Origin of the sequence: Citrobacter europaeus, assembly GCF_037482245.1 — a bacterium.
In the GTDB taxonomy this organism is placed as follows: domain Bacteria; phylum Pseudomonadota; class Gammaproteobacteria; order Enterobacterales; family Enterobacteriaceae; genus Citrobacter; species Citrobacter europaeus.
This window is the reverse complement of record NZ_CP148084.1, coordinates 2,020,478-2,045,779: the sequence shown is the minus strand read 5'-3', so window position 1 is coordinate 2,045,779 and position 25,302 is coordinate 2,020,478. Positions and strand designations below refer to the sequence as shown.

Annotated in this window: 32 protein-coding genes and 2 pseudogenes; 7 read left to right on the top strand and 27 right to left on the bottom strand. The window is 47.2% G+C overall.

The genetic code is table 11. The annotated features are described in order from the left end of the window. Window positions 1–34: 34 nt before the first annotated feature. Entirely contained in the window at window positions 35–505 is a 471-nt protein-coding gene (locus WHR59_RS09495; RefSeq protein WP_075146006.1) for an SRPBCC family protein, read from the bottom strand. Window positions 506–518: 13 nt separating this feature from the next. Continuing rightward, on the bottom strand, window positions 519–1,208 hold the full coding sequence (locus WHR59_RS09490; protein WP_075146005.1) for a LolA family protein: 690 nt from the start codon (window positions 1,206–1,208) through the stop codon (window positions 519–521). Between the two features lie 202 nt (window positions 1,209–1,410). On the opposite strand from WHR59_RS09490, the gene WHR59_RS09485 reads away from it, so the two are divergent. Then, on the top strand, window positions 1,411–1,755 hold the full coding sequence (locus WHR59_RS09485) for a hypothetical protein (protein ID WP_072033346.1): 345 nt from the start codon (window positions 1,411–1,413) through the stop codon (window positions 1,753–1,755). Window positions 1,756–2,161: 406 nt separating this feature from the next. Here WHR59_RS09485 and WHR59_RS09480 read toward each other — a convergent pair whose 3' ends face one another. Both WHR59_RS09480 and WHR59_RS09475 read right to left on the bottom strand, forming a co-directional pair. Continuing rightward, window positions 2,162–3,334 carry a hypothetical protein gene (locus WHR59_RS09480; RefSeq protein ID WP_338843886.1) on the bottom strand — a complete coding sequence of 391 codons (1,173 nt, stop codon included), beginning with the start codon at window positions 3,332–3,334 and terminating at the stop codon, window positions 2,162–2,164. 135 nt (window positions 3,335–3,469) lie between these two features. Beyond that, a pseudogene (locus WHR59_RS09475) lies at window positions 3,470–3,975 on the bottom strand (S24 family peptidase). A gap of 203 nt (window positions 3,976–4,178) precedes the next feature. Between WHR59_RS09475 and WHR59_RS09470 the strand changes: the two are divergent. Together WHR59_RS09470 and WHR59_RS09465 are read left to right on the top strand one after the other, a co-directional pair. Continuing rightward, entirely contained in the window at window positions 4,179–4,421 is a 243-nt protein-coding gene (locus WHR59_RS09470; protein ID WP_338843885.1) for a DinI family protein, read from the top strand. Window positions 4,422–4,767: 346 nt separating this feature from the next. Continuing rightward, window positions 4,768–5,655 (top strand): hypothetical protein, encoded by an 888-nt coding sequence (locus WHR59_RS09465; protein ID WP_022645581.1) that lies wholly within the window; start codon window positions 4,768–4,770, stop codon window positions 5,653–5,655. A 209-nt stretch (window positions 5,656–5,864) separates the two neighbouring features. Here the strand turns inward: WHR59_RS09465 and WHR59_RS09460 are convergent, their stop codons facing one another. The 9 genes from WHR59_RS09460 to WHR59_RS09415 all read right to left on the bottom strand — a co-directional run bounded on the left by WHR59_RS09460 (window position 5,865) and on the right by WHR59_RS09415 (window position 14,223). Beyond that, window positions 5,865–7,109, bottom strand: coding sequence for a tail fiber domain-containing protein (locus WHR59_RS09460; RefSeq protein WP_338843884.1), 1,245 nt, complete (start codon window positions 7,107–7,109; stop codon window positions 5,865–5,867). A 58-nt stretch (window positions 7,110–7,167) separates the two neighbouring features. Then, window positions 7,168–7,407, bottom strand: a complete 240-nt coding sequence (cor, locus tag WHR59_RS09455) for a phage exclusion lipoprotein Cor (RefSeq protein ID WP_101700817.1) — start codon at window positions 7,405–7,407, stop codon at window positions 7,168–7,170. Window positions 7,408–7,515: 108 nt separating this feature from the next. Further along, window positions 7,516–8,190 (bottom strand): hypothetical protein, encoded by a 675-nt coding sequence (locus WHR59_RS09450; protein WP_338843883.1) that lies wholly within the window; start codon window positions 8,188–8,190, stop codon window positions 7,516–7,518. Further along, entirely contained in the window at window positions 8,191–8,505 is a 315-nt protein-coding gene (locus WHR59_RS09445) for a hypothetical protein (RefSeq protein ID WP_338843881.1), read from the bottom strand. After that, window positions 8,505–11,690 (bottom strand): host specificity protein J, encoded by a 3,186-nt coding sequence (locus WHR59_RS09440; protein WP_338843880.1) that lies wholly within the window; start codon window positions 11,688–11,690, stop codon window positions 8,505–8,507. Before WHR59_RS09440 ends, WHR59_RS09445 begins: the two co-directional genes overlap by 1 nt. Window positions 11,691–11,745: 55 nt before the next feature. Beyond that, window positions 11,746–12,348, bottom strand: a complete 603-nt coding sequence (locus tag WHR59_RS09435) for a tail assembly protein (RefSeq protein WP_044700334.1) — start codon at window positions 12,346–12,348, stop codon at window positions 11,746–11,748. Window positions 12,349–12,404: 56 nt separating this feature from the next. Continuing rightward, the gene (locus WHR59_RS09430; RefSeq protein WP_338843879.1) at window positions 12,405–12,740 is read right to left on the bottom strand and encodes a hypothetical protein; all 336 of its coding nucleotides are present in this window, start codon (window positions 12,738–12,740) and stop codon (window positions 12,405–12,407) included. Between the two features lie 29 nt (window positions 12,741–12,769). Beyond that, window positions 12,770–13,735, bottom strand: a complete 966-nt coding sequence (locus tag WHR59_RS09420; RefSeq protein WP_422388588.1) for a phage terminase large subunit family protein — start codon at window positions 13,733–13,735, stop codon at window positions 12,770–12,772. Beyond that, window positions 13,735–14,223 carry a DUF1441 family protein gene (locus WHR59_RS09415; protein WP_044700360.1) on the bottom strand — a complete coding sequence of 163 codons (489 nt, stop codon included), beginning with the start codon at window positions 14,221–14,223 and terminating at the stop codon, window positions 13,735–13,737. The genes WHR59_RS09420 and WHR59_RS09415 overlap by 1 nt, the downstream gene beginning before the upstream one ends. Before the next feature lie 465 nt (window positions 14,224–14,688). Between WHR59_RS09415 and WHR59_RS09410 the strand changes: the two genes are divergently transcribed. Continuing rightward, on the top strand, window positions 14,689–14,895 hold the full coding sequence (locus WHR59_RS09410; protein WP_338843878.1) for a HEAT repeat domain-containing protein: 207 nt from the start codon (window positions 14,689–14,691) through the stop codon (window positions 14,893–14,895). 20 nt (window positions 14,896–14,915) lie between these two features. After that, a complete protein-coding gene (locus tag WHR59_RS09405) occupies window positions 14,916–15,284 on the top strand; it encodes a hypothetical protein (RefSeq protein WP_338843877.1) in 369 nt (122 codons plus the stop codon). Between the two features lie 269 nt (window positions 15,285–15,553). Here the strand turns inward: WHR59_RS09405 and WHR59_RS09400 are convergent, their stop codons facing one another. The 5 genes from WHR59_RS09400 to WHR59_RS09380 all read right to left on the bottom strand — a co-directional run bounded on the left by WHR59_RS09400 (window position 15,554) and on the right by WHR59_RS09380 (window position 17,424). Continuing rightward, entirely contained in the window at window positions 15,554–15,766 is a 213-nt protein-coding gene (locus WHR59_RS09400; RefSeq protein WP_338843876.1) for a hypothetical protein, read from the bottom strand. Then, the gene (locus WHR59_RS09395; protein WP_338843875.1) at window positions 15,723–15,992 is read right to left on the bottom strand and encodes a hypothetical protein; all 270 of its coding nucleotides are present in this window, start codon (window positions 15,990–15,992) and stop codon (window positions 15,723–15,725) included. The genes WHR59_RS09400 and WHR59_RS09395 overlap by 44 nt, the downstream gene beginning before the upstream one ends. A 7-nt stretch (window positions 15,993–15,999) precedes the next feature. Next, window positions 16,000–16,614: a glycoside hydrolase family 19 protein gene (locus WHR59_RS09390; RefSeq protein ID WP_338843874.1), complete on the bottom strand. Its 615-nt coding sequence runs from the start codon at window positions 16,612–16,614 to the stop codon at window positions 16,000–16,002. A gap of 155 nt (window positions 16,615–16,769) precedes the next feature. After that, window positions 16,770–17,051: a phage holin family protein gene (locus WHR59_RS09385; RefSeq protein WP_003833972.1), complete on the bottom strand. Its 282-nt coding sequence runs from the start codon at window positions 17,049–17,051 to the stop codon at window positions 16,770–16,772. After that, on the bottom strand, window positions 17,038–17,424 hold the full coding sequence (locus tag WHR59_RS09380) for a phage holin family protein (protein WP_003833974.1): 387 nt from the start codon (window positions 17,422–17,424) through the stop codon (window positions 17,038–17,040). The genes WHR59_RS09385 and WHR59_RS09380 overlap by 14 nt, the downstream gene beginning before the upstream one ends. 516 nt (window positions 17,425–17,940) lie before the next feature. Between WHR59_RS09380 and WHR59_RS09375 the strand changes: the two genes are divergently transcribed. Next, window positions 17,941–19,086 carry a nucleoid-associated protein gene (locus tag WHR59_RS09375; RefSeq protein WP_225836868.1) on the top strand — a complete coding sequence of 382 codons (1,146 nt, stop codon included), beginning with the start codon at window positions 17,941–17,943 and terminating at the stop codon, window positions 19,084–19,086. Further along, window positions 19,076–20,311 carry a hypothetical protein gene (locus WHR59_RS09370; RefSeq protein ID WP_146111731.1) on the top strand — a complete coding sequence of 412 codons (1,236 nt, stop codon included), beginning with the start codon at window positions 19,076–19,078 and terminating at the stop codon, window positions 20,309–20,311. The genes WHR59_RS09375 and WHR59_RS09370 overlap by 11 nt, the downstream gene beginning before the upstream one ends. Here the strand turns inward: WHR59_RS09370 and WHR59_RS09365 are convergent. From WHR59_RS09365 to WHR59_RS09325, 9 genes and pseudogenes are all read right to left on the bottom strand, one after another. Next, window positions 20,298–20,642 (bottom strand): antiterminator Q family protein, encoded by a 345-nt coding sequence (locus WHR59_RS09365; RefSeq protein ID WP_088583023.1) that lies wholly within the window; start codon window positions 20,640–20,642, stop codon window positions 20,298–20,300. The genes WHR59_RS09370 and WHR59_RS09365 overlap by 14 nt on opposite strands. A 14-nt stretch (window positions 20,643–20,656) precedes the next feature. Next, the gene (locus WHR59_RS09360) at window positions 20,657–21,646 is read right to left on the bottom strand and encodes a DUF968 domain-containing protein (RefSeq protein ID WP_088583024.1); all 990 of its coding nucleotides are present in this window, start codon (window positions 21,644–21,646) and stop codon (window positions 20,657–20,659) included. After that, window positions 21,643–22,359: a phage antirepressor KilAC domain-containing protein gene (locus WHR59_RS09355; RefSeq protein ID WP_088583161.1), complete on the bottom strand. Its 717-nt coding sequence runs from the start codon at window positions 22,357–22,359 to the stop codon at window positions 21,643–21,645. The genes WHR59_RS09360 and WHR59_RS09355 overlap by 4 nt, the downstream gene beginning before the upstream one ends. Beyond that, window positions 22,356–22,772, bottom strand: a pseudogene (locus WHR59_RS09350) (RusA family crossover junction endodeoxyribonuclease). Before WHR59_RS09350 ends, WHR59_RS09355 begins: the two are co-directional and overlap by 4 nt. Next, a complete protein-coding gene (locus WHR59_RS09345; protein ID WP_088583026.1) occupies window positions 22,772–22,990 on the bottom strand; it encodes a hypothetical protein in 219 nt (72 codons plus the stop codon). Before WHR59_RS09345 ends, WHR59_RS09350 begins: the two are co-directional and overlap by 1 nt. Then, entirely contained in the window at window positions 22,987–23,646 is a 660-nt protein-coding gene (locus WHR59_RS09340) for an MT-A70 family methyltransferase (protein ID WP_338843871.1), read from the bottom strand. The genes WHR59_RS09345 and WHR59_RS09340 overlap by 4 nt, the downstream gene beginning before the upstream one ends. After that, window positions 23,646–24,089: a hypothetical protein gene (locus tag WHR59_RS09335; protein ID WP_087051400.1), complete on the bottom strand. Its 444-nt coding sequence runs from the start codon at window positions 24,087–24,089 to the stop codon at window positions 23,646–23,648. The genes WHR59_RS09340 and WHR59_RS09335 overlap by 1 nt, the downstream gene beginning before the upstream one ends. Before the next feature lie 2 nt (window positions 24,090–24,091). Beyond that, a complete protein-coding gene (locus tag WHR59_RS09330; protein ID WP_087051399.1) occupies window positions 24,092–25,075 on the bottom strand; it encodes a hypothetical protein in 984 nt (327 codons plus the stop codon). Next, a complete protein-coding gene (locus WHR59_RS09325) occupies window positions 25,032–25,244 on the bottom strand; it encodes a DUF4222 domain-containing protein (RefSeq protein ID WP_072052166.1) in 213 nt (70 codons plus the stop codon). The genes WHR59_RS09330 and WHR59_RS09325 overlap by 44 nt, the downstream gene beginning before the upstream one ends. Between the last annotated feature and the right edge of the window lie 58 nt (window positions 25,245–25,302).

Sequence of the window (25,302 nt, the reverse complement as noted above, 5' to 3'; positions counted from 1 at the left end):
TTACAGGCAAAAAAGTACAGCAGTGGGAACGAGTTCAGTATATATACACATGCGTAGCCAGTTTGCGGGCTAACCCTCTTGCCCCCTCGCGCATGACCGTATTGTGATTCCAGCGAAATACAGGTGCTGCCAGCGGGGCAAGATAATTCATCCAGCGGATCGTGGTACGCACATTCCAGTCATATCTGACGATAGTTTCTGCACCACTTGCAGAAAAAGACCACACGCCTCGCCCTTCCACCGCGCCACTGGCTTGTCCTTCAAGCAGAGAGCAAGGCAGAATGTTCAATACGTTGATGTCAAAGGTTAAGCGATAAGGAAGCGCCCCTTTCCAGGTATAACGATGCAGCGCCCCAATCCCCTGTAGATCGCCTTTCTTTAGCTCAACGATGCGTTCCAGACTTCCCCACCATTCCGGCCACTGGTCCGGATGGGAAAAAATATCCCATACATCCTGGATTGAGGCCTCAACCCGCCAGACGGTGGAAAACTGATACTCAGCCACAATACAGGCTCCCTCAAGGCGTAAAGAAATGAGTGGGAAAATGGATGTTGATAACCATCGCTTCCAGAAGAACGGTTTCTAATCGCTGCCCATCTGGGGCATAGCTGATCACTTTGGCAGGGAGTCCGTGGTAGTTATCCAGCCAGACGTCGTAACGGTGAACGCCATCAACGGCCAGTCTTCCCTGTCCAACCACGGATACAAGCGTCGTCTCCCGCCCCGTAAGGCGCTCCTTAGCGACAACCGTCGTTGTTCCCCCACGTTGCAGATAGCGAATATTGCCCAACAACACGCCGATATCAGAGCGATCCACCCGATGACCGCGCTCATCCTGGATCAATAAATTGGTTGGCGACAGGTGCAAAATGGGCAACGTACCCACACCCAATGGCCATAACGTCACTTTACCGCTGACAGGATTAAAGATAAGCACCGCGCCTGAATGCGGCTGGGTAAAATCCATTCGTACATAGCCGGGTTTCTGATAGCTGTAGCGAATGATTTTATTCTCACCCTGTGCAGATGAGGATCGCATCATCACCTGATAAGAGGCCATGTTATTAAATGACTGCTGTGCAAACGCAATAGGATCCGCGGTCCCAACATCCGGCAAAAATGCCCCTCTCTTTTCCGCCGGGCATACTGTGCAGCTAAAAACGAGCAAAGCGGTGAACGCAACTAGCGGAAAAAATGAGACGCGCATGACCGCCCCCTGTATCTGTACTGTCTGTAAACAGAAGCCATCACCTGTCGACTGTTTTTATTATAGTTCTTAACTGCGCGGCACTACTCTCCCGGCCCCTCTGAATCAGTATGGGCAGCAGGTTTAAAGTTGGTTTTCTTTTCAGTTGAGATGACACCATAAAGCTATACTTTAATAGCCATACATTTAACAGGTATTAATCATGAAACTGCCATCGGTATTTTCATGCACCGTGCTCATATTACTGCTGCTGGCGTCATCGTCTGCCACAGCCAGCGCGTTACAAAACCAGGCCGTCAGAGAGCAAGAGTTAAGCGCGGCACTCCGAGCCGGTAATGGCGTCATCATCATTGGCGGGACGGATGATTTCGCTTTCACGCTCAGGGCACGAAACCGAATCCACAGACATTTGGCGATACAGGATGGCTTTGGCGATCCCATCCTGATGAATAGTTTCCAGGACCACAACTATAATCCCGCCCGCGATGGGTTTATTAACAACCCTGCCCGAGGGAGCTTTATGTTTAACGCACCGATTCGTCGATAGAATGACTGGCAATAGTGAGTGTGTAGAGGACAATTTACGTATCTGGCGGGTGACTTGACGCAAGGTAACGATGGATCGTAGAAAACAGGCACAAAAAAACCACCCGTAGGTGGTTTCACGACACTGCTTATTGCTTTGATTATTCTGTTCTTTCCCATGGTACCCGGAGTGGGACTTGAACCCACACAGCGCGAACGCCGAGGGATTTTAAATCGTGCGTGTTATCCATGATTATCAATATGTTGCATCATTTTTTCGCCATTACCCTATGTTTTTCTTTCTTTTTATATCAGCAAGTTACGCGTGAACTAAAATTGCAGTGGCGAAATTTTTATACCAACCTAAAAAGAAGATCATGGAGTTCTTAGAGAGCATCGCTTCAACAGGTATGAGCTATGCGGAATTCTCATTGATGTATACCGTTTCCTAAAAGTGCCTCATCTTGCGCTAGCAGGGTTACTACATCTCCTGCAATATCAGTTCTGATTCCAAGTGATTTGTGTACTATGTAAGCAGCAACGGCCAATGGTCTCCATTTTAGTCTTACTGCAATGCTCCTGACCTCTTCAATAACTTTAAATACATCACATTCGAGGGCCAAGCTAGCACGTGCTGTATCCATATAGATGCGTTCTGTATTTGTCAGTTTTGGAAGTTTTTTAAGCTCTGATGTGATTATTCGCTGAGCTTCAACACCTATAGAAGAACCTCCTTCAACTATTCCAGTTAGCCCTACAAGTTTCCCACCATCACTACGGCTATTATCTTCTTTAATCTTTTCCGGAATAGCTTTGGCCATTATCTCGACATCTTGCTGAAGGAGATCTAGCAATTCTGGCATAATCTCAGGATTTATAACCACTTTTAAAGCATCAACTCGCTTCGCCAAGCTAACAGGAGAGCAGCCCATCCTAGTAGCCATAGAAATTAGGCAATTTGCTATCATGAAAACATCATTCAAGCCAATTAAAGGATCACACTCACTCAGGAGTATCTTATCTTCTCTTTGGGCGTCATTTAGCTTAACAGGTTTCCGATCCTTAGATTTTATACGGTGTTTCGTATAGCCACGCAAAGCGTCCTGAACACTCTCTATCATCATAGCAATACTTTTTTTCAGTTCTTCACTGCCTTTAAGGCCTGAGGTGATCTGCTGCAATTTCTGAAGCCTTGTGAGCATTTCAGGATTCGCATTCCCTGATGCTAAATCCTGACTAATTTCACTAAGATTATTTAGGACTCCTGTAACAAATTGTGATGGAGCAGGAGAAGTCACTGTAACTTTATGACTTTTTTTTATTGTATGCTCCATAAGCTTAAGTATGTCTTTCCAATCTGTTTTCACACCACATTTAAGTGATTCTAGAGTAGAAATAGTTTTCCGAAGGCTTTCACACCTCGCCAAAGGGATTGCTTCACCTGCTTCTTTGCCTGACTTCAGCCAATTAAAAAGGAAAATAAAATCTTTTGCTGCTGAATCATTCAGTCCTTTAACAACACGCTCCTTTACTTCGGGTGTTGAAAAATTCACTTTTGGCTTCAATAAGCGATCATTTTTATGGCAACTTGGTCTTTTCATGCCGTTTTCTCGGAAAATTATCACTAACAGTACTTAAGTTAATATCAACAGGAAAAGGTAGGAAGAACAACACAACCCAATTAAATATAAGGATATTTTCATCATTGAGCAACACTGAAAACATTCCTCACCACCTTACATCACCGGACAATCATCAAACTCCGCGTTCCTGGCATCATTAATGATGTATGTGATCACCCCGAATATTGGGTGTGAGGAATTGTAGCCATCACCATCTTCTGGCAGCGCTTCCCTTCTCCCGTTCTCCAGATTTATCAGGTGGGGCTGAGGGTGAGTTCGGTATCGCTTGATCCTGAATTCCCCATCTATCGCGCATATCAGCAGCGAGCCATCACAGGCTGAAAGCGACGCGTCCACAACAAGTAGCGCCCCCTGGATTATCCCTTCCCTGAAATGTGAACGCGATGCCCGCATGAAATAAGTCGCTGCGGGCTGGCTGATTAGCTGCTGATCGAGGGAGATCCTTGTTTCAACGTAATCACTGGCAGGTGAAGGGAAGCCCATGGCTATAGTCCTCCGTTTGGATTGAAAAGCTGAAAGGTACGGTTCTCCCCTTCCTGCGTTGATACATCGCGGAATGTTGTCACATACCACTCGATCCATTCGTTAGCCTGCTTCATCGTCCAGTTCCAGTTAACCTTGCTCAGTTCCTGGACAAACCGCTGTGTGGTCACGGTCTTCCGTCCATTAGGTTCTAGCTGTATCGAAGCATGCCAGGCCATTTCAATATCGCTGCGTCGTGGCATCAATTAACCCCTCTTGAATACCGGATAAAAACACAGTATAAATACTGTATATCCATCCAGTAAAGAGGCTACAAGCAATGTTCGTGGAACTCGTTTATGACAAAAGGAATTTTGATGGTTTGCCCGGAGCAAAAGATATCATTCTGGGAGAATTGACTAAGAGGGTTCACCGGATCTTCCCCGATGCTGATGTTCGGGTTAAACCGATGATGACACTGCCGGCGATCAACACTGACGCCAGCAAGCACGAGAAAGAACAGATAAGCCGAACGGTGCAGGACATGTTTGAAGAAGCTGATATGTGGCTGGTTTCAGATTAAACGCCTTGAACCATCATATTGCTTGAGTAGTGTTAGCTCAGACCTGAGCTGACAGTCTTATGGCACAGAGTCAAAGCTAACCTGACGGTCCACTCTGTGCCAGGAGCAGACGTTTAAATATTTTGCCTGCATTTTTGCATAGACAACGCTTATTAGACGGATTAATCCATATTTGTAGCAAATGCAAATCCCACCAGCTGTACCTACAACCTATTGTTAGTTGTGAAAAATCGATGTAGTGTTCTACACATCAAATTTACAAAGGCGGAAAACACCATGTTTAAATATGGAGCTTTCCGCCAAATAAGCGTTATACCTATTCAAAATGATAATAGAGAATATGTGAATGGATGCGAGATACGAAGAAAAGACTTTCGAAAGTTACTTCAACAATGAGCTTGATAGAAAAACATCTATCTATTTCCCCCTTGGCCAGGTGCAAGAAGGCGTTTTAGGCTTGGACTCCGTTGCTCATTCTAGAGGATGGTTTCTGTGGCGAAAGCTCGGATATCCATTCTGGCTCTCTCCGCAATTTTCAGGCGTTGAACTAAGGGAAATCGCTCATGAAATGGAGCATTACCTTGGCCGAGAGGTTAAGAACATACCGACCATGAAAGTTAACTTGCTATTTCAGTATAAGCGTCCGCAATACATAACGATGTCAAGTGGTTCTGAGTGGCACTTATGGAATCAGAAGTATTTCCGCTATGACCTGTACACTCAGCAACATACCTTGCTCTCCCACATAGAAACTAAATTTGGTAACGATGCCGTAGTCCTTTACGCTGCCCCTTCTGTCGTAGATGTTGGCGATTTGGTTAACCTAAAAAGGGCTGGGTCAATCATTGATCACACTAACTTTAGACGCGCCAGAGAATTGGATGGGCACCACAGAAACACCTACATAAAGGCAGGCACATACTCGCAAGCATGTAGTGAACCAGAAATGATTGAAAATTTTAATCTAATTGAAATGATTGAAGCAATGGAACCACGCCAATCAGAAGATAACGTTAATCTAATCATTAACTTTTCAAGGCAGATTAATTCAGCCATGAAGGATGTCGAAGGGATTGGTTATCTGAAAACCGCATTTGAGAATCGTATGGATGAATTTAGAGATTACGGACTTCAACAGTTCGTACTGTTCTACTCAATGCTTACTATGGCAATATTCAGAGAGGTTACCGGCTGCCAATGGTTAATACCATTTGACGGACGAAAAAATGCATAACACTGCATCGCGCACTTCGTGCGCAGGACCTCGCTACGCTCGGCCGCTGTTGGCAGCGTTGATGTCCGCTACTCGCTCAAAGCGGACTGTCAATCATTCAATACTCGCATTATCGGACGTTCGCCAGTTGGCCGCAGCCATGCACATGGTATGGTTGCGGCACTGTTATTTCGCTTTATGACATTGCACGTTGATTGTCCAGAGCAGAATTATCTGGCAGTGAGCTGTTCTACAATTTTCTTAAACACCGCCATGTCTTCTTTCAACTGATTGATTTCTTTATGCTGAGCTTCGTTTTCATCCATCAGAGAAATAAGGGTTGCGTGGTGAACAGCGGCCAGAACGCCGGAATCTCCAGCCTGCACAGATAAGGCATCCTTAATAACAGTCCCGTCCCGCAGTTCGATATCACCAACGGTGACTTTCGCCTCAGGGTATGCCTCATACAGCCCTTCTGCCATAACACCGATGCCAAACCGTCCGTCAGCATTTTTAGTTTTCAGTCGCCAGGTACATGCGCGGATTATCCGCATCGTTTCGCGCGGATTCTGTATGTCTTCGACTTTCTCCTTAATTTCGGCAGTCGATCCACCGTTAATCCAGTTTCCAGAAGTAGTGGCATTGCCGTTGCTGCCATTAAATCGCCACATGTACGGCGTGTTTCCCACCTCAGTTGTCCATGAGAGGACATACTCCGGATTCATGTCATTTGCCCATGCAGACCATGTAAACACCCCGCCGTAATGACCTGGCCAGTACATCTTGAAACTCATGTGCGGATACAGATAACCTGCACCGAGTACATTCATCTGTTCCTGGTAGAGACCGTAGTTGCGGTTTCCGGCATAGAGGGAGTCAAAACTCCCCGGCAATGAATTTACCTTGCCAAACGGGCTGGTTATCTGGCCTCCGGATTTGCCGCCGATGGTGTTAAGGCGGTTATCATTCCCCTCACAGAATGAACCTGCCCCTGCGCCAAAGGGACTGGATAACCCCGTCCCGCCCTGCATTTTTGACACCACGCCGCTGACCAAATCAGCCTTTACAGCAAGGGCCTGAATAATGCTGTTCCACGCAGGGCCGCTGAATGTTGTCCCATCAGGCAATCTGACAGTGATTGTTCCGGTGCCGCTGAATACCTGCTGCCAGTTCTGTTTGTCATAATTCAGGCCCCGGAGTGCCTCAGCACTCTGAGCCACCAGCGCCGCAGTGACCATATTTAATGCCACGCGGGGAACGGCAGACCATGCGGCTCCTGTCGCCCGTGGCCCGGTGTAATTACTGACCAGCGTCAGGCGTGTATTGCTGTTAACTTCCAGTACGGGAAGAGTGAAAGGCACACCACCCACGACCACCACAATAAAATCACCTGCAGCTAACTCAGTGGTGAAAGTAGTGTCAGTTCCGGCAACCGAGGCTGAGTTATTGTTAAGGATTAACGTTCCTGCTGACATGGGGCCTCCTGAATTCAGAAAATAAAAAACCCGCCGGAGCGGGTTATTTTTTGTAGATTTAATTCGAACAGTTCGAACTGGTGAAATTATTCTTATTCACCCATCGCCAGTTAAAGGGATAACCGGCTCTGTATTCAGTCTGATTTGAGACTTTACGTACACCATAAATATCCACCGTTTGTGACTGTCCACCCAGCAAGGCCTGAGCCTGACAAACAGGAATCTGCTTTTCCAGCAATGGTCCGGAACATGCTGAAAGCACAAAACTGATAATAAACATAATAATTATATTTCTCATTTACGCCACCAGTGTAAGTTATTTGCATTAAAATAACCGAGGTGGATAAATATTATAAATAGATTAAACAGATCGATACTTATAAATTGATCGTTTTAAACGATCATTTTAATCATATGCCGCTGTATTTATCGCCGTTATCACAATACCGCTATTAGTCGTACCGACTGAAGAACCGCTTGCTGTTGTTGATGAAAGCCCTTTGATTCTTGTTCCAGCGCCTTCATTGAAGCAACCCGTTCCCACATCCACAGGCTGAATTATTGGCTGTCCACCGGGTGCTGAACCAGCATGCAGGAGAACAGCACCCAGCCCCATCGGATTTACAGCCCATTTGCCTGGCATGTATGAATCAATGTTAAGTCCCCCAGTCACAGCCCCAGGCGAGCCTATAGTTGTTAGGTCGCTTAATACCCGGGACTCATTCGTAAGTACCAGTGTTCCTTCGGCATCCCATATAGCCACACCCCAGGCGGGAAGGGTAAGCGGATATATGGCAAAAAAATATGCCTCAAGAACAAAAGACGAACCTCTGTAATTAGACGCATCAACACTGAATGTATCGCCATTTTTTGAAGCTGCTATCTTTGCCGCTGCACTGGTTCTGGCAAATACAATCCCCCCTTTTTGACCGTTGATGGCTACTGATGCCGTAGCGCTGTTAAAGTCCCCGCCCAAAGCTGAGTTTACAGTTACTTTTCGGCAAAGCGTCATTGGTGTGGAATCTGGTGTGATAAAAGGGTTCCCGTTAGGGAGTGAAATCAATGCGCCGTATTTAGCCATTCATACAGCCTCCACGAACACGATTAACTGCACTTTCATGGCAGGATAATCGTTAATACCATCACCACCTGAAGGCTGTATTGTTATGGTGTTTCCTGAAGCAATAATGTTTCTTTTGTCTGTGTAACTTATTGTCCCTTTATCCTCCAGAGTACCAACCGCAAAACCGACCTTTAAACCGGGATCAAGGTTGAACTGGTAGCTTCCCGTTTTTTGCCCCAGGGCAAGATCGATGATGCCCACCACGGTTACAGGTTTAATGCCATAGTTATTCGGGACGCCGTTAGCGTCCCATGTCTGAATTCCCCATGTCATCAGAATACCCCTGTTAATTTGCCAATCTGCACACGAAGAACGCCATTGCCATCTTTAACGCTGTAATTCAGGTTGGTCATTTTCGTTGCGCCCTCGCCGGCAACTGCTCCATTCATTTCAAACGTACCGTCTGATTTCATGATTGTGCCGGTTTGTCCCTGGACATAATTAGCGGAGTGCAGCTCACCAATTTTTGCCAGCGTGATTTGACCATACTGAATAAACGCATCGCTGATAAACACCTGACCATTAACAACAGCAAAGGGTGAATATTGCGTATCACCACTGCCACTCATCAGGACGAACTGGTTGGCGTTAAATCCGACGCGAGTGACCACCGGCTTACCCGCTTCGGCCAGTACCGCAATTGATATCCCGGCACTGTAAAAAATATCGTTGATGCGCACTCCGGCTTTCAGGGTATGAATGGCCGTAGCACTTGTAGCATCAACGGTGGCGGTGAGCTTATCCTCAAGCGAGGCGGTTACATCTTTAATCTGCGCCTGTACCTGAGTGGACATTTCCGCCATCGCCTTATCCACACTGGCGACCGTCGTTTTAATTACCAGAATATCCGCGCGCACCTCGCCGTACTGCGCCCACTGGTGTTCCGCGGTTGCATGGTTGGCCAGCGCATTCTGCAATGCGGCTTCGAGGTTGGTATCAATATCGCCTGTCAGGCGGTCACCGTCGGCAGACGTCAGGAAGTCATCAGCAATATCGCCCAGGTAGTCGTCAGCATTCGCGTTGGATACACCACGAACCCAGTCGGTCCAGCCTGATTCATTACCCGTTCGGTCAACCAGCTGCGCGCGGTACCAGAACGCCTGTCCCGCCTTCAGTCCCAGTTGGGTGTATTCGGCAGACGGATAAGGCACATCCGACAGTAAAAGAGGATTGGAGAAATCACTGTTCGCGGTGTACTGAATTTCCGTTTTCAGCGTATCCCCGGTATTAGCCGGGAATCCCCAATTCAGGCGAATCCCCCAGTTGATCGGCGTTGTCGCAAAGCCGACAGGTTTCGGTGGATTTCCCACTTTGCCCGTCAGCGTTTTCTCTTCGGAGTAGCCCCAGCCAGAGGATATTTCAGAGGCATTAATGGCGCGCACACGCACGAGGTAGCGCCCTGCATAAATACCCGATACATCAAATGAGGTGGTGGAGCTGCGCGGCACGTTTACCCAGTTACCATCATTGCGGCGCCACTGTGCCTCGTAGGCGATAGCATTCTGCGCCTGGTCCCAGCTCACACGCATGGTTTCGACACTGATATTCTGCTGCACCACTGAAAACGAGCTGATCACAATGTTAGCCGGCGGCGACTGGTTACCAGGCGGGATTACACTCACGGGCCGCTGGTCAATGATGGCTCCGGTATCGATACGGGCATATTTATCCGGGTCATGCCATGCGCCGGTAATAGAGAAAGTGCCATCATCATTATCGGAGACGCTGACAACTCGATACTGCTGGGCGTAGAGTTCATCTGACTCAACCACCCATACAGCTTCGGCCTGTGGTGTCTCACTGTATGCCGTGGTGACTGTGACTGATTCCCCGTTAATCGCCTGAATAGTTCTGCTCTGTGACGCGCCGGAGGGAAGATTGAGAATAAGGCGATCGCCTGCTGATGCATCAGCTACGCGGTCAAGTTTAATCACGCGACCGTTAACAGCACTGATGCGGCCGCCCATAACTTTGCCGGACAGAAGCTCGTCTGACACGGCGATGATGTATCCCGGCTGCGGAATGTTTCCGTCCAGGCCAACATCAAACGAAACAACGCGATCCTTATTGTTGGTGAGAATACCCCAGCGCCCCTTTCGGTTCGCTTCTGATTGACGGGTACAACCGATGGCTGTCATTTCCAACTGATTAAATCCGTACCGGGCCACCAGAGGCTGCTCAAACACCGGCTCCATCGCATCCGCATAGGCGTTACCCGGATCAGACCAGGAAACCAGCGCCGTGGTATACCGCGTTTTTGTTGTACTGCTGGAATAGGTAAAACGTCCGCCGATAACGTTAGCGCGGGTGTAAGCGTAATCCACATCTCTCGGCATATCGGCAAGCGCAACAATCTGATCACCGCCCCAGTACGTCATACCCCGGAATATAGCCGCAAAGTCACGCAGCACGGTGTAAGCGTCATTCCTCTCCTGAACATAGACGTTACAGGTATAGCGTGGCTCTGTCCCGCTTCCACCCTTTCCATCCGGTACCGGCTGATCGCAATACTGCGATACCTGGTACAACGTCCACTTATCGATATTGTCGGCAGTCAGGCGATTACCCAGACCAAAGCGATCTGTAATCACCAGATCGTAAAATATCCACGCCGGGTTATCGGTCCAGGCCCACTTAAACGCGCCCTGCCATGTACCACTATAAGTCCGTGTATCGGGGTCATAGTTATCAGGCACGCGGATCACCCGGCCACGTGGTTCACAGGATATCTGTGGAATCGAACCATTGAACTGACTTGAGTCGAATTCGATGTACAGCAGCGCGGTGTTCGGATAGCGCAGCTTGGCATCAATCACTTCCGTGAAGCTTTGCAGCGTCATCGTGTCGCCGATCTTGGCGCTGTTTGTGTCAGCGGTAATCTTACGTAGTCGGATTGTCCAGGTGCTTCCAGCCTGCGGTAAATCAATACGGTGGCTGCGCTCATAACCAGACGTCGTTTTGCCGGTTACGCTGGTATTAAGAACGGTTTGCCATGTCCCACCATCAGTTTGCATGTCTATTGCATAATTGATGGAATACCCTACCAGATCGCCGTTGTCCTCTTGCTTAAACAGAGAAGGCCATTTCAGTCGCAGGCGAACGGCTGATAGTTGGGTGTTGGTGAAGGTACGCGTCCAGGCTGTTGCGCTTGATACTTCAGTTCCAACGTTGATTTCGTTTTCGGTACCGGGAATGCCCTGAATGTAATTTTGTGCCTGAGTTCCCGCGCGAAACTCCCACGTCACACCGCTGAAGTTTTGGGAGCCGTCAGCATTCTCCAGTGCCGTTCCGTCCAGGTAGATATCTTTGCCGGTTAGCTGCCCTGCAAACTCCCCTTCACCAAGCGCAACGAGGATTTTTGCCTTCGCTACAGATTGCAGATCATCAGGCTGTTCGGTAGGGGTTCGGGAACTGGAACTGCCGCCCTTGCGGCCTTTAATCGGGGTTGCTGTAGCCATATTGCGCCCATAAAAAAAGCCACCATATGGTAGCCTGAAAGGAAGATTACTTTGGTTATTGCTGGTCTTCGACGTATATACCAGCAGAGATGATCGCACCGCCAATACGCCTGCGTCCGTATAGAAGCGGAACTGGATTACCCTGAGCAGTAGTGTTAGTTACTCCACCGAATGCATACGAAGCCCGGTTGTCTGCGCTTTGTTTGCTAGAAAGTCCTGCTGGCTGTGGCGAAAGCATCTGTATAACACCACCTAAGGCCATTGAAGCACCAATAGCTCCCACGCTAAATGCTTGAGCTCCTGATAAAGCAGCCATACCTGCTGGCCCAGCAATAACAGCAGCCGTCACAATCACAACACCAAGAATGGTTTGCAATAATCCAGCCTTTTTGCTACCAATAATAACGGGGACAATTCTAATTATTTCCCCCGAGACTGGATAACCCAAGTCATCCACCCCTAAATTTTTTTTCCCTTTAAATATCGCATACGTTAACCCGCGACTTTTGCTGCTTATCATGTATTGCTCAAAGCCTTGAATAGTTGCAGCTAAAGCTTTGCCTGCTTCTTGAGGAGTTGAAATTATACGCTGATGTGTTTTCCCAAATACCTTACCTAATACACCACCCAATTCAATTTGCGTCATTACCTCAGCCATTTTATCTCCGACTATAAAAAAAGCCGCTAAGAAGCGGCTTGGTCATATTCAATTCTTTAAAGGCAATCATTTACCCAATCTACATACTTTTTGTATGGAGCATCAAACATTGAGCTTTTTTTATACAATAAAACTTTTGACCCACTACCAACAGCATCGATATCAGCAATCTCCCATTGACCATCAAGATAAACAGTAAAGCCAGTACCTCGCGGTTGCATATAAACATTAAAGACAGTTTGTTGCTGCCATTTTTGTAAAATGCACTGCGCTAATACAGAAGACGCCTTATCACTTGAAGCGGCGATGATTGGTTTAGTCGATCGCAAATCTTCCATACTTGCGCACCCAATTAAGCCTAAAATAACCAGCGCTAACGATAACTTTTTCATATCCCTATCCCCTTTGGTTTTGCAAAAGGTTAGCACAGAGATTTATAGCGTAGTACCTTCATTGTCCGTTCTTGCCAGTATCCCCCATACGGCACTCGCTGGCTCAGATGCCCATACAGATGGTGGAGCAGCATGTTACCCTCCAGCAGTATCCCTGCATGGTTCCACTTGTTGGCCTGGACCTGCATGATCACCATATCGCCGGGTTTCGGTGGCCCCTCGAATTCACGGAAACCGCATTCATACCAGCAATCCTGATAAAGGCGACGGCGATCACCACGGTTGTACAGCGCCAGAATCCCCGTTGAAGGAGGTGCTTCATGCGGTGAGCTACGGCGCCATTTTGTGTCACGTATGTCGCGGCCCGGCGAACTCTCAACCAGTGTCATACCTGACGACATGAACGTTGTTGTTCGCTTTGATGCCAGTGAAAAGGCGTCACCTTCCCCGTCAATGTCTTCCGGGAAACGGTCATAGTCGGTCAGTGCCACACATTTATAGTCCGATGAGGACATGATATTGACCGATGGCCAGCCGATTTTCAGGTAGTTCCCGGCGCGAAACGTGCGGTCATATACGTTGTTATCATTACGCCGCGGGCTCAGTCGGGATTTCACTTCAGGGCTGCAACGGAATGTACGATCAAGACGCTTTTTGGAGTGCTCGCGCGCCTTTTCCTCAGTCATCTGAATCAGGAGCATATCAGCCGGATCACAGACAACGTTGTAAACAATCCAGCCATCAATCAGACCAATGGTTTTACCCGTTCGCGCCGGACCAACAAACACTACCGCGTCATATTCACGCGATGCCAGGCAGTTCATCGGTTCAATCACGTAAGGTGCCAGATCCGGATCCCATGGAACGGAGTTACCCGCCCCCATCGGCACTCGCATATAAGTACTGACCGCATCGGCCACCTGCATTCGACGCGGGGCACGTAAGATACCGGAAACATCGCGGCGGATGCCTCTGGCGGATGCCCGCTTTGCCATCAGTCCTCCTCTGGCTCTTCCTCCTCTGCTTCAGCGTCCTGCACCCTCTCCGCCATCTGATCGCGCAGGTCATCAATAACGCTCTGCACACGAGAAACCGCAACAGGCGTTAATGCACAGTCACGCTCAAGTACATCAGGGAGGGTTTCAAGTACCATGACAACGGCTTTCGCCATCAATGAGAATTCGCGCGCAACTTCATCAGCGGGAATGAGCTGCCCCGTATCCTGCTCAAACTTGAGTCGCTCATTCTCCGCTTTCCAGTGGGAAAGCCTGTCCGATGGCAGCATGTCATCGATATTGGCTGACACTGTGGGGATCATCAGTTCGGTCAGAATGTCGGTGATCAGGTAAAGCTTTAATTTGCTGTTGCTACCTGGGGCCGGTTCAATATTTTTCAGCCTGGCAGCGACCGTCTGACGGTGTACGCCAGTGATCCCCGCCAGCTGGTTGATATTCAGTTTTAAAGTGGCAATTTCCTGGTCCATGATGGTGAACACTTTTTAAACGATTCGACATCTGCACGAAATCGCCTCCAATGAGATCAATAACCTGCGCAAATGATGATGATGACCTTAGATCCGAAAAACTAGCCGTTTTCCGCGAGCGCGCCGCCCCGTGGCAGGCTGCCCCGCCAGGAGGACCCGACAAATGGTAATAGTTATCATTTTCATGGTGAGCGGTTATCATAAAACAGCCCCGCCATTGCGAGGCTAGTCGTGCTTCGGCAGCCACGAACACGGCAGGCTTTAGGTGTTCTTTCAGGCATTGAAGCCCTCTCACTTTTACGGTGGCGCATTGTCTAATGCGCGTAAACATTAGTTAAAGTAACTTCGAGTACGCACTAAATTTGGTAGTTCCTAAGTAACCACTCTTAACAGATTTGAAAACAATGTATTGCTAACCCAAATATGTTGCCATATGGTGTAGAAATATTTATATGAGGAGGAATCATGCTAAGTGAAATTGCTAATCGTTTGTTAATCATGACAAAAGATAGTGACGTAAAAGTTAAAACCGCCGCTGCTTTAGCGCTCGGAGAGGGTGCAACAGCAACTAGTGAAATTGTTTCGCGGTTGTTAACTATGACGAAGGACTCAAATTCTGATGTTCAAGTCGCTGCGGTCACTGCTCTTGGACGTTTATATCGTCGAAAATAAAATATTTAGTGAGGTATGCTATGGCTCTCAAAGGTATTGTTATTAAAGACTCAATTGGTTGCGAAGTGAATAACAACACTGTTGATGTTATAGGTACAGCAATTGAAGTAATGAATTCTCCTAATACAAAAGTTAATGATAATCTGATCGGCAATAGGGAGACGCTTAAGCTAATTTATCAAGCTCAACTTTTAATCAAGAACAACAAAAGTGTATGCGAAAAAGAGTTAGGTCATAAAGATTATGACCAGTTACTTGCTACCATTAGTGAAATCGATCCGAAGAAAGAGTCAAAAGTTGACCTTCTTGAAAAACTTACTAGCATCGGTGCAAATACCTTATCCATCTGGCCATCTATAGAAGCATTAATCAATAAAATATTTCTTTGAATGCACAGCTAAATAAAAACACACATAAGCCACTACAGAAAAACAGTGGCTTATGTTGATACGGAACTTAATCTAACTGATTACGATGCTCTTGAAGATATTCTTTAATATATCTTTCAAAGGTTGGAGGACTTTGCATTCTAACCCCAGTAAAGGAACCAATTTTGTACTTATCAAGATACTCAGCTTTAGTAATTGTAATTTTATCCAACATAACAAGACTGGCTCATGCTGCTCCCCTCATTTGAAAGATACAACATAGCAATTTTCTATTTTGTGGTCTTTATAGGATTAAGGCTCACAGTCGCATTGTCACAATTTGACTGCCATGATTTGTTATGCGCTAGGATGTCTTTCTTAGTCTGCTTATCCAGCACGGCAATATCGTGCTCAGTGAGGTAGATAATGTTCACCCAGTCACAGGCGGTATCCGTTACTTCAGGTTTTGCGGGTAAATTTTTCGCGCAACTCGCGGTCAACATCGTCATCAGGAAGATGATTAACAGTCTGCTGTACATCCCTGGCTCCTTTTGTTGTCTCCACCCGGCGTTCTGCAACGGCTTCAGTAGCTGCTGCTCGTTCTTCAGTGCGTTGCTGGTCCGCTTTTGTCTCAGCGATGTTAGTACCGCGTGATTTACCCAGACCAAAAGCACCTGCAATTGCAGCCAGCACAGCAACAACCAGGCCGATAATCATTTCAAGTCCCATAGTGACCTCATACCAGTGCGGCTTTTGCTTTGGCGTAACGTTCACGGCGGTCTTTAATGCCGTTCTGCCCGCCGTTAATAATCTGCGTTACACGTTCCACGTCACCCGAATACATCAGGCAACCGCGTAACGTGAAGTACCACGCCGCCGAACGGGCCGCATGTCGTTCCTGCGTTAGCAATTCTGGCGTACTGACAAGGTCAAGTTTGAGTGCCGCACCGCATATGGTGTAGTTCTCACGGCCGGTGATTTGAAGCAGGCCACGACCGCGATATTTCCAGCCGTCCCCCTGGCTGTTATTCCCCATGCGGTCACCGTAAACCAGATTGGCTATTTGCGGCTGGTGGGCCACCTGCTTACCATCAACACGCCCCAGCATTTCACACTGATACGGCGTCAGGCGCTTACCGAAGGTTTTCTTCAGCCCTTCAACCGAGTAGTTAAAACTTTCTGCCAGCGAGGTAAAGCCAGCAGACTCATGCCCGACTTGCGCAATGAACATGGCCTGATCATTAACTGCTGTAATACCAAACTCTTTCATTGCCGCATCAATGTGCGGAAACCAGCGTGCAGAAAGCCTGGCGCTGATACCAGCCGCCTGCTGAAATTGTGATTGGTTCATATGTGTACCGGATTAAACCACTATTAATGGTAGGGATTAGAATTCACCTAAGATGATGAAATTCAATTTAATTTAAGTCACAATGAGACTTAAGATAAATCCTAATGGTTCTATCTACTTTGCGGGTTGTAGCGATGTCGTTGCGACTCGCTTTTTTATTTGTAAACAGCATCAATAAGCCGCGCCACATTGCCTCTGACGGAGACCAGCACAGACAGGAAAATAATGTTGGCCCCGATAGTGGCCCACGATGAATAAGGGTAGATACCGCACAGATAGGCCAGTGGTACAGCGCTGTAGATGACCGTAAGCAGCCACGCTAAGCGAGACACCCATGGTCGATGTCGGGAATCACCACGACGGTAAAACATCAGGGTCAACACTACCCCAGCGCAAAGCAGCGCGTTGATTGTTGCCGATGGGTCATTTAGTACCACCTGAACCTCCCCGGCGCGTTATCAGCGCCACCAGCGAGCCGACATCCTGGTTATTCAGGAACGTCAGGATTTTGACAGCTAAAGCAGAAACGATTACGGCTCCGATAGCGTCCAGAGGCTTATCACTGTAACCAGTCCAGTCAGCCAGCTTTGAACCAACCAGCCCTGAGCAGATGATCCCTGCGATATAGGACACGACAAAATACGCCAGCCGACGGGCTGCGCTGAGGTCCGCAGCCGTTGCAATATAAAATACAGCCCCGGCAAATGCGCCAAACACGACGCCGTAATCGGTTCCGGACAGAAATCCATAAACACTGGCTCCCGTCAGGACACCACCAGCCAGCCCAGTACCGGAAATCGGATCGGACATTTAGCCCCCTCTTAATTGCTGTGAGTCCTCTCAGGAATGAGGGGAATAAAAAAGGCCCGCCTGAGCGAGCCTTATAAATTTGATGTCTTAATTACAGACGAAAGAGGGCGAAACAGATGAAGGAACATCACTTCTACATGCAGGGCACCAAGATTGAGGGATTATTCTTCCGTCCTCCATTACCCGGTCACCAAAGTCTTCTAACAGATAAAACACATGATACCCACTCCGTCCTGAGCATTCAGGGCATGACTTGTGGGGGACTCCCTCAAGCATCACGTTCAAAGAACGTCGCAAAGGTTTAGCACAACTGCCACATTTACTCATATCTTCTCCTTCCAGTGTGGAATACCATTACTAGCAAGGAGGTAAATGACAATCTATGAGATGAGTCACGGAAACAGAAACCTTAAGTTCGTTCCAAAGCGACCATTCTTAACAGATTATGATATTTTTTGCGTACGCGTTAACCTTTTTGTAAGCTATATCAAAAATAAATGAACGAGGATTTATAACGTGACGGACATCACACTAAACAATGTCATAGTACATGAGCTTCTAAAAGAAGCTAAGAAACCCATCAATCCAGCTAAAAAAGTTAAGTTTAGAGATACGACTCTTGACGCTTCTAATAATATCGTCATGAAACTTATCAATGAGATAAATGAATTATATGGAAAGAAAGGAAACTCTGCTTATTATGGCGTATTCAAAGAAGAATTAACTGAACGTGGTCCTGTTCCTGATGCCATTGAAAACTACATAAGCAAAGTCAAACCAACTGAACAGAACTTTATAGACCTAACTGTAAAAATAATGAATAAATTGGCTGGTGAGGCTGAAAAGCAACTATGGGCATCAGGAGGTGTCATTGTATTTGCTGATTATATACGGGATGGTATCAATTTCTTTTTGGTTACGATGATCAAGCAAAAAGAAGGGATCAGGCTAAGTTCGAAACTCGAACCAGAACTTCTAGAGCAATTGGATTTGACTAAAATTAATCAAGCCGCTCGTATTAATTTCGATAAGCTTCTTAAATATCAGAACTCTTCTGCCATTGATAAACAAGACTTAAGTTACTTAAGCTTTATCAGCACGACCTCACAACAAACTGCTTCTGGTTATTTTATTCTAGCTTTAGGGTGCGATAAGGGGATCACTTCAAATAATGCAACTAAAAGCCTTCCTAACGAAGTAAGGAAGTTTTTCTCAAAACAGAATGAATTAAAGCCACACTCGCGTGACTTTAAAAATGAAGTCATCAACTACCTTGAACATCAAGCACAAATGCATATGCCAGCTAAATTATCAGACATTGCAGCAATGGCTTATAAACATATGACTTATGTTGATGATAACATACGAGAAAGATTATCCAATGAGTTAATCAACTATCTTAACAGTGAAGACATACGTATCCCTGTAGAATTTAATGTCAGTCGCTCAGGTCTGAATCAAATCCTAAACATCAAATATAAAGGCGATGGTTATAGCTTCAATTTTGAGAAAGCACTTCTTGGCACGACAGGAGATGCAGATATCTGCTACAATGCAAAAAGTGAAAGTTTAACATTTACAAAACTTCCTAAAGATGCAATACAACATATTGAGCGAGCATTAAAAGAAAAAGGCCTAGTAGGTGAAGGAGATGATGAATAGCACGCAATTAAAAACCTTAGTAGATCTTTATAGAGTAGCTGGGAAACCAGCTATTTCCGGTGTATATTTGCACTTGCAACTTTCATTTTCTAATGACCTAGATACATTAATAAAAAAATTATTAGCATCCCCTCAATTATTAAAATATATTATTGATGATGAATTCACAGTTGATGGTGATCCATTGCAAGGTAATTGTCTACCGCCTAACTGGAAAACCATTGATTTAACATTGAAACTCCCTAGAGACAGCATTCATAGGTTTCATAATTCTATTGAAGAACTGATCAATTTCTCATCAATTCGAAACGGGGATTTCCCCACGGATTTTTATATTATTGACTTAGATTATTATTCAGGAGATGCTATTACCCCTCCGTCAGTTCAAAAAATAGAAAATATTTGTAAGTTGATAAAGGCATTATCTAAGCTGGCACATTATCATGATAGAAAATCTACCGATGGGGAGCCGCGCCTTGTTTTTATTCAGGGCTCAGAAGGACGTTCAAAGTCTGCCATTCTTCAACCCACAATAACAAAAGAAATGCTAAACTATAGCGACATAGATTGCACCGTCGTTGAACAATTAAAGGATGACATTTCAGTTGATGATGTTAATCATCACGTAGAAAAAAGAGGTATTTTCCGTAATACTCTAGTCGAATACGTTAACGAGAATAACTTTGATTTTCAGAAATTAATTGAGTATTGGACGGAATTTCGTCTTGCATATGACAACAACTTATCTGTATATCTCAGTGGTTTTAACTTTCATAAAGCAAGAAAAGATGTTGCTGCAGCTGAATTAGAATTTGCAGAGAAAACATCTAAAACAATAAGTGATTTGACTACAAAAACACTTGCAATTCCAGTTTCATTACTTGCTGCATTAGGCGCATGGAAAATGCAGGATCTCACAGAGCAGTTGGTGATTCTCATTGGCGTAATTTTCACTTCAGTCATTATCAATTTAATCATCTCCAGCCAAGAGAAGCAGTTAAATAGAATAATACATGCAAAGGACATGGTATTTTCCCCATTCATTTTAAAACTAAAAAACTATCCAAATGAACTTCAAAATGACATTACTAAGGCGATTGATGAGCTTAAGAAAAATGAGAAATTTTCGAAAAACATTCTAATATCATTTTATGTGTTATGTTGGATACCGACACTTGTCGGTATCGTGATAATATTATGCAAAAACCTGTTTATGAAAGAATAGCTAACATACCTTCAATAAAACCAAGCGCCATTTGCAAGTCCTTTCTGACAGTCCCATCAGAGCATTTCTGCTTCTTCGCTATCGTGCGCAATGAGATTCCAACGACAAAATGTGCAATCACTAACTCATACTCTTCAGGTTTGTGCTTTCTCAATCTGGCCACGCATCCATCAATCATTATCCCTTCATCGTCATCACATTGAATGCGTGATTTCTTTCCGTGTGGTATTAATCCTTTAAAACCTGCAGCAATTGGCTGCCAGTCTACCCCGCTACATTCTGCCGCTGCCCAGGCGCCCCACATATCCATTACTTCATACATATCACGCATGTTATCTCCACTATTCATGCAAGCACGCCGATTGCCAGCGCACGATCTATAACCCGAAACACCAAGACCAGTTGGTCACCGTATTTCGCTTCAAATGCCACAGGATCAGCATGCAACTCGTCGTGATGCTCTCTGCACAGAGGAATCACAAACAGGTCGTGTGCCTTTGTACCCATTCCACCCTGCCCGTGGCCAATCAGGTGGTGGGGATCGTCAGCTCGCTTGTTACAGCAGACACACGGCTGGGCCTTAACCCATCTCGTGTATTTCTCATTCACCCAGCGGCGACGCTTGGGTTTAAGCATGAAGGATTCCGGCGTCTCCGGGTCTACCTTCATCGCCACTATCTTTTTCGCTTTCTCCTGTACCTGTTGTTGCGCGGGTATTGTCGGAACAATATCGCTTTCACGTGTTACCGACTGGTGCGACTCTTTCTTCAGACGAAGGGCTTTATGTGCTACGGCTTCAGGTATCTCATCAGCCAGGTCGCTCCTGACCATCCACCAGCAAAACTCCGGTAGTGTAAGAACATGGTCCTCACTGAAACCTAATTGGCCGTTTACAACCTTCAGTAGCCAGGATACCAGGTTTTCATGGGCTATACCCGCCAGACCTTCAGTGAACTGATCACGAATTTTTAAGTCACAGCCCCAGCACGTGCGAATTGAGCCAGGCGCATGCCGGGTGATGGTGTAATTGCGATCGTGCCACTCGCTGTGTGGGTACTGACATTCCAGTTTTCTTTCGAGCCAGGCATCCAGTGAATTCAGTCCACCAGCTCGATGTATGACCTTCTTATTTTCGAAGACATTACGCATCAACGGATCGTTCTGAAGCTCCTGAGCAGTCTCCGGCAGCATGCCAGACGGTAACTCAGCCATTGACTCTGCCTGTGGTTCAATTAGAACACGCCCACGTCTGAACAGATGCATCAGTTCACTGCCTGGGCGAAATATCACTACCCCGGTCATTGGTGCCACTTCAGGTGTCAGTAATGCCCTCACGCTACCTGCCCCTTAGCAATATGCTCTGCCCACAGGCCACCAATCCAGCGAACACCCTTGGCAGTGAAGCGGGATTGATTGAACGCGTAATTTGTCTGGTTTGTCGTACCCGTCTTCACCTCGAAGCGCCCTGCTTCGATATGCTTGCTCTTTGGCGTGAGAACACGGTTAAGCCGGTACATGATGCCGTTCTCAATCAGGAACATCGCAAATTCCGGCTCTTTGGCATTAAGCAGCTTGGCAACCTGTCGGAATGTCATTGACCCAGTAGCCGTAACATAACGATCTACAAACTCGGCCTTCGGTGCGGCCACTGCCAGTTCTTCACTCAGGCGCTGTTTCTGTTCTGCCAGATCAGCAGCAAGGCGCAGGGCCTCAGGAAGTGAACGGGGAACAACCATTCCACCGTTGCTCTCCAGTTCCTGCCAGCGGTCAACAAGTCTGGCGGTAAACTCTGGCGATAATTGAGCAACGATTACGTAGCTGTCTCGTTTGTTCACTTCGTAGTGATGGTAGGTCTGCCCGTTCTGGGGATGGGTGTACTGCAATGCAGCATACCCTCCAATCACACCGGAATTCATGAGGCGCTCTATCGTTACGCAGACATTGCTGTGCCGGGAGTCGACCAGCTTCGCAATCTCACGGCTGGACATGGTGATCTGCTGCCCTACTGTCGCTGCATGATGGGTCGGACACGTTACTGTTATGCTCATCTGTTGCATGCTCTGTCTCCACTTATCAGGCGACTGCACCCGCCATTGGTACATTTAGTGATCGATATTTCTACCCGTCCACCAGGTACTTTCGGTCCCCACTCCACCAGCATGCGTCACACCTGGCTGTCGTCCTCCCAGATGCCTGCATGTGTAAGCGCGTCAAACAGCGCTTTGTTGTAGTTGTCTATGTCGCGGCGGCGTTCATCGGGTGGATAGAGCACAATCTCTACTGATGCCGGTGATGATGACGGCTTAGGGAGAATGCGAAGTTGCTCAACGATAGCCACGCATGCTGCGCTCTGGTATGCCCTACCTTTGGCACTGATGAGGTGACGGCCAGCCAGCGGCCCCTTGTTAGGAGCACGCCAGTAGGTGTTCACGCTGGGTGGAAATGGGAGTACCAGTTTCATCATGATTCCACTCCAAAGCGCCCGTTCATGCGCCCTATTTTTCCTACGAACTCCAGCAGGGTTACCCCCAGCGGCCTTATCTTCTCGTGATGCTTCTTCAGGATCGGCGGTACTGTCTCGTTCCAGTTAGGTTTAGGCTTCACCTTCATTGCTTTTCTGATCTCGTCGCTGCAACGTTTGGCCTGAGCCTGAATGGCGTTCTTAGTTTCCTGGTTCATGCGCCTACTCCTTTCGCCCAGTCGATATGCATTACGCTGCCCGGAATCAGATGCAGGTCTGGTTTAACAGACTGGTTTCCCCAGTGGTGCCAACCAGGTGCAGCGCAGCGGCTGAACAACTCAATGCGTGACACATCGCCGTATAACTGCTCCAGACGGTAACGCGCTTCTGCAGGCTTCTGGCTGTGCTCGCCGAGTGGACTGTAGATAACCTGTTTTATGCTGGCGTTCTGACGCTCAAGACCTTTCCCTCTGGTGGCAATTAGCAGATCCTCGGTATTGGCGCGGGTATGGTTACCACCGTTCATTCGTGTTTGAGCGTTCAACAGGTCGAGGAAGTCGTAAAAGCCCTCTACTCCACCAGCCTGTAGCGCTTTATTGATGTGCTGCTCTGCCAGTGCGTTAAGCTTCACCCATGTGAATCCCTTCATGGTTCTGACCTTAAATCCCCACGCTTCGGCAAGCTCGATCGCTTCACGTGTATGTGTACCGGTGAACCACATGGCCAGAACGGAATCTTCCGCAGCCAGCTCCCAGACAGGCAGGCGTTTAATGTCGATGAGTTTCATCGTGCCGTAATGGTTTTCCGCTGCACCATTGCTGATGGTGTTCCCGTATTCCCACGGCGGATCGGCGTAAATCAGTGAATAGCTCATTAACGGCCTCCCGAAAATCGACCAGCCAGATAACACCCGTCTTCGGCAATAACTGCTGGCTTAGCCAGACCAAGACAGCGCTGACGTTCTGCCAGTATTGCTGCTCGCTCTGATTCAATGGCTGATGCGCTGAACGCCTCCATGTAAATCGTCGCGGCACGATGAAAGAGGCCTTTCGACTCCAGACCTTTCGCCGTTTCCATCAGGGCGCTGACTTCAGGAGTTGGTTCAAACACTTCGAAGTGGCAATCTGCTGGCGGTTCCGCGTAGTAACGGAATTGTCGCCCGTCGCGTTTGCGCGTTGCCAGCCCAGAACCATACAGGCGGCAAACGGCGAGTTGGAGCCTGTCCTGGCTGAATTGGGTCAGACCTTCGATGATGTCCCTGGTCGTTGAGCCGGGATTCATGGCAATAAACATCTGGACCGTTTTCAGAATGCTCATAGCTACCCCCTGAATCCTTCAGGAATGCGTGTATCGCACTCGTATTTGGATTTAAACATTGGGTCCTCTCGAACCTCATGTTTGCTGGCTGACGCTGATAACTTCAGAGACAACTCATCCCATTTTTCACGCAGCTTCGAAGGACTGAGAATATTTTTGCACCAGAAGGGATCACGATTTACACGACCGTACAGCTCGCAGATCTGGCGGTGATTGCGATTATCCTGAGTGCACATCAGACGAACCTCGTTAGCCCAGGAAACCCAGTTAGGTTCTTTAGGGCGAACCAGTTCACCATCAGACTCAGCGGCTTGTTCGTACAGTCGGATAATCTTTCCCCAGATCCATTCTGCGCAGGTTAAATCTTCCTGAGTTCCCCATTGACGTTTTGCTGCACTGAAAACCACCGCTGTTGGATGACGAGACAGAAAATCATTTGGATTAACCGAAGCGTCCGGTTGCGAAGCTTCCGGACAAGAAGGGGTTTTATTCTCTGTAGTACTCTCTGTTGTATTCTCTGTAGGATCATCAGTGCATTTTGACCTGATGACATCGGTTCGTTTTGACCTGATGGAGCGTGTCACTTTGACCTCTTCCATCGTGTCATTTTGACCTGATGGAACAGTGCATTTTGACCTCTTCGATTCGGTCACCTTGACTTCATCTAAAAGCTCGCTTTCATAGTTGATCGTGTAGAAGTTGGTCATGTCTCGTTGAGACTTGTTCAGTTGCTCAATTTTGAGCACACCGAGTGTCTTCAGGCGGGTGAAGGTACGCTTCAGAGTTGACTCAGACCAGAACGGGAACTGCTCCAGCCACTGTTCAGTCGTGTTGTAAATCCAGCGAACACCGTCACGCTCCATGCCAGACGTTGTTTCTTTCAGCCAGTAGTTAATCTGCTGCAATGCAATCGCCTCATTCAGGCCAATGCTGTACGCAAGGTCAGGATTTATCACTATTGGTCGGGATGTCATTAACAGGCTCATTCGGACCCTCTATTTCCCTGAATTTACGCTGAAACTGTTCGAGAGGACTGAAGCACTCATGCTCATATCCGTCGCGCAGGTATATAACCCGTTGAGTTTCTGGTTCCCACCGGATAACCCTAACAGGGATTCCGTAGCTGTCTTTAAACCGTCTGTTGAGTGCTCGCATATGCGTTTCGCCCTCCGCTGGAACACACCCACAATTGCGATAGCTCTACTGTGGTTAC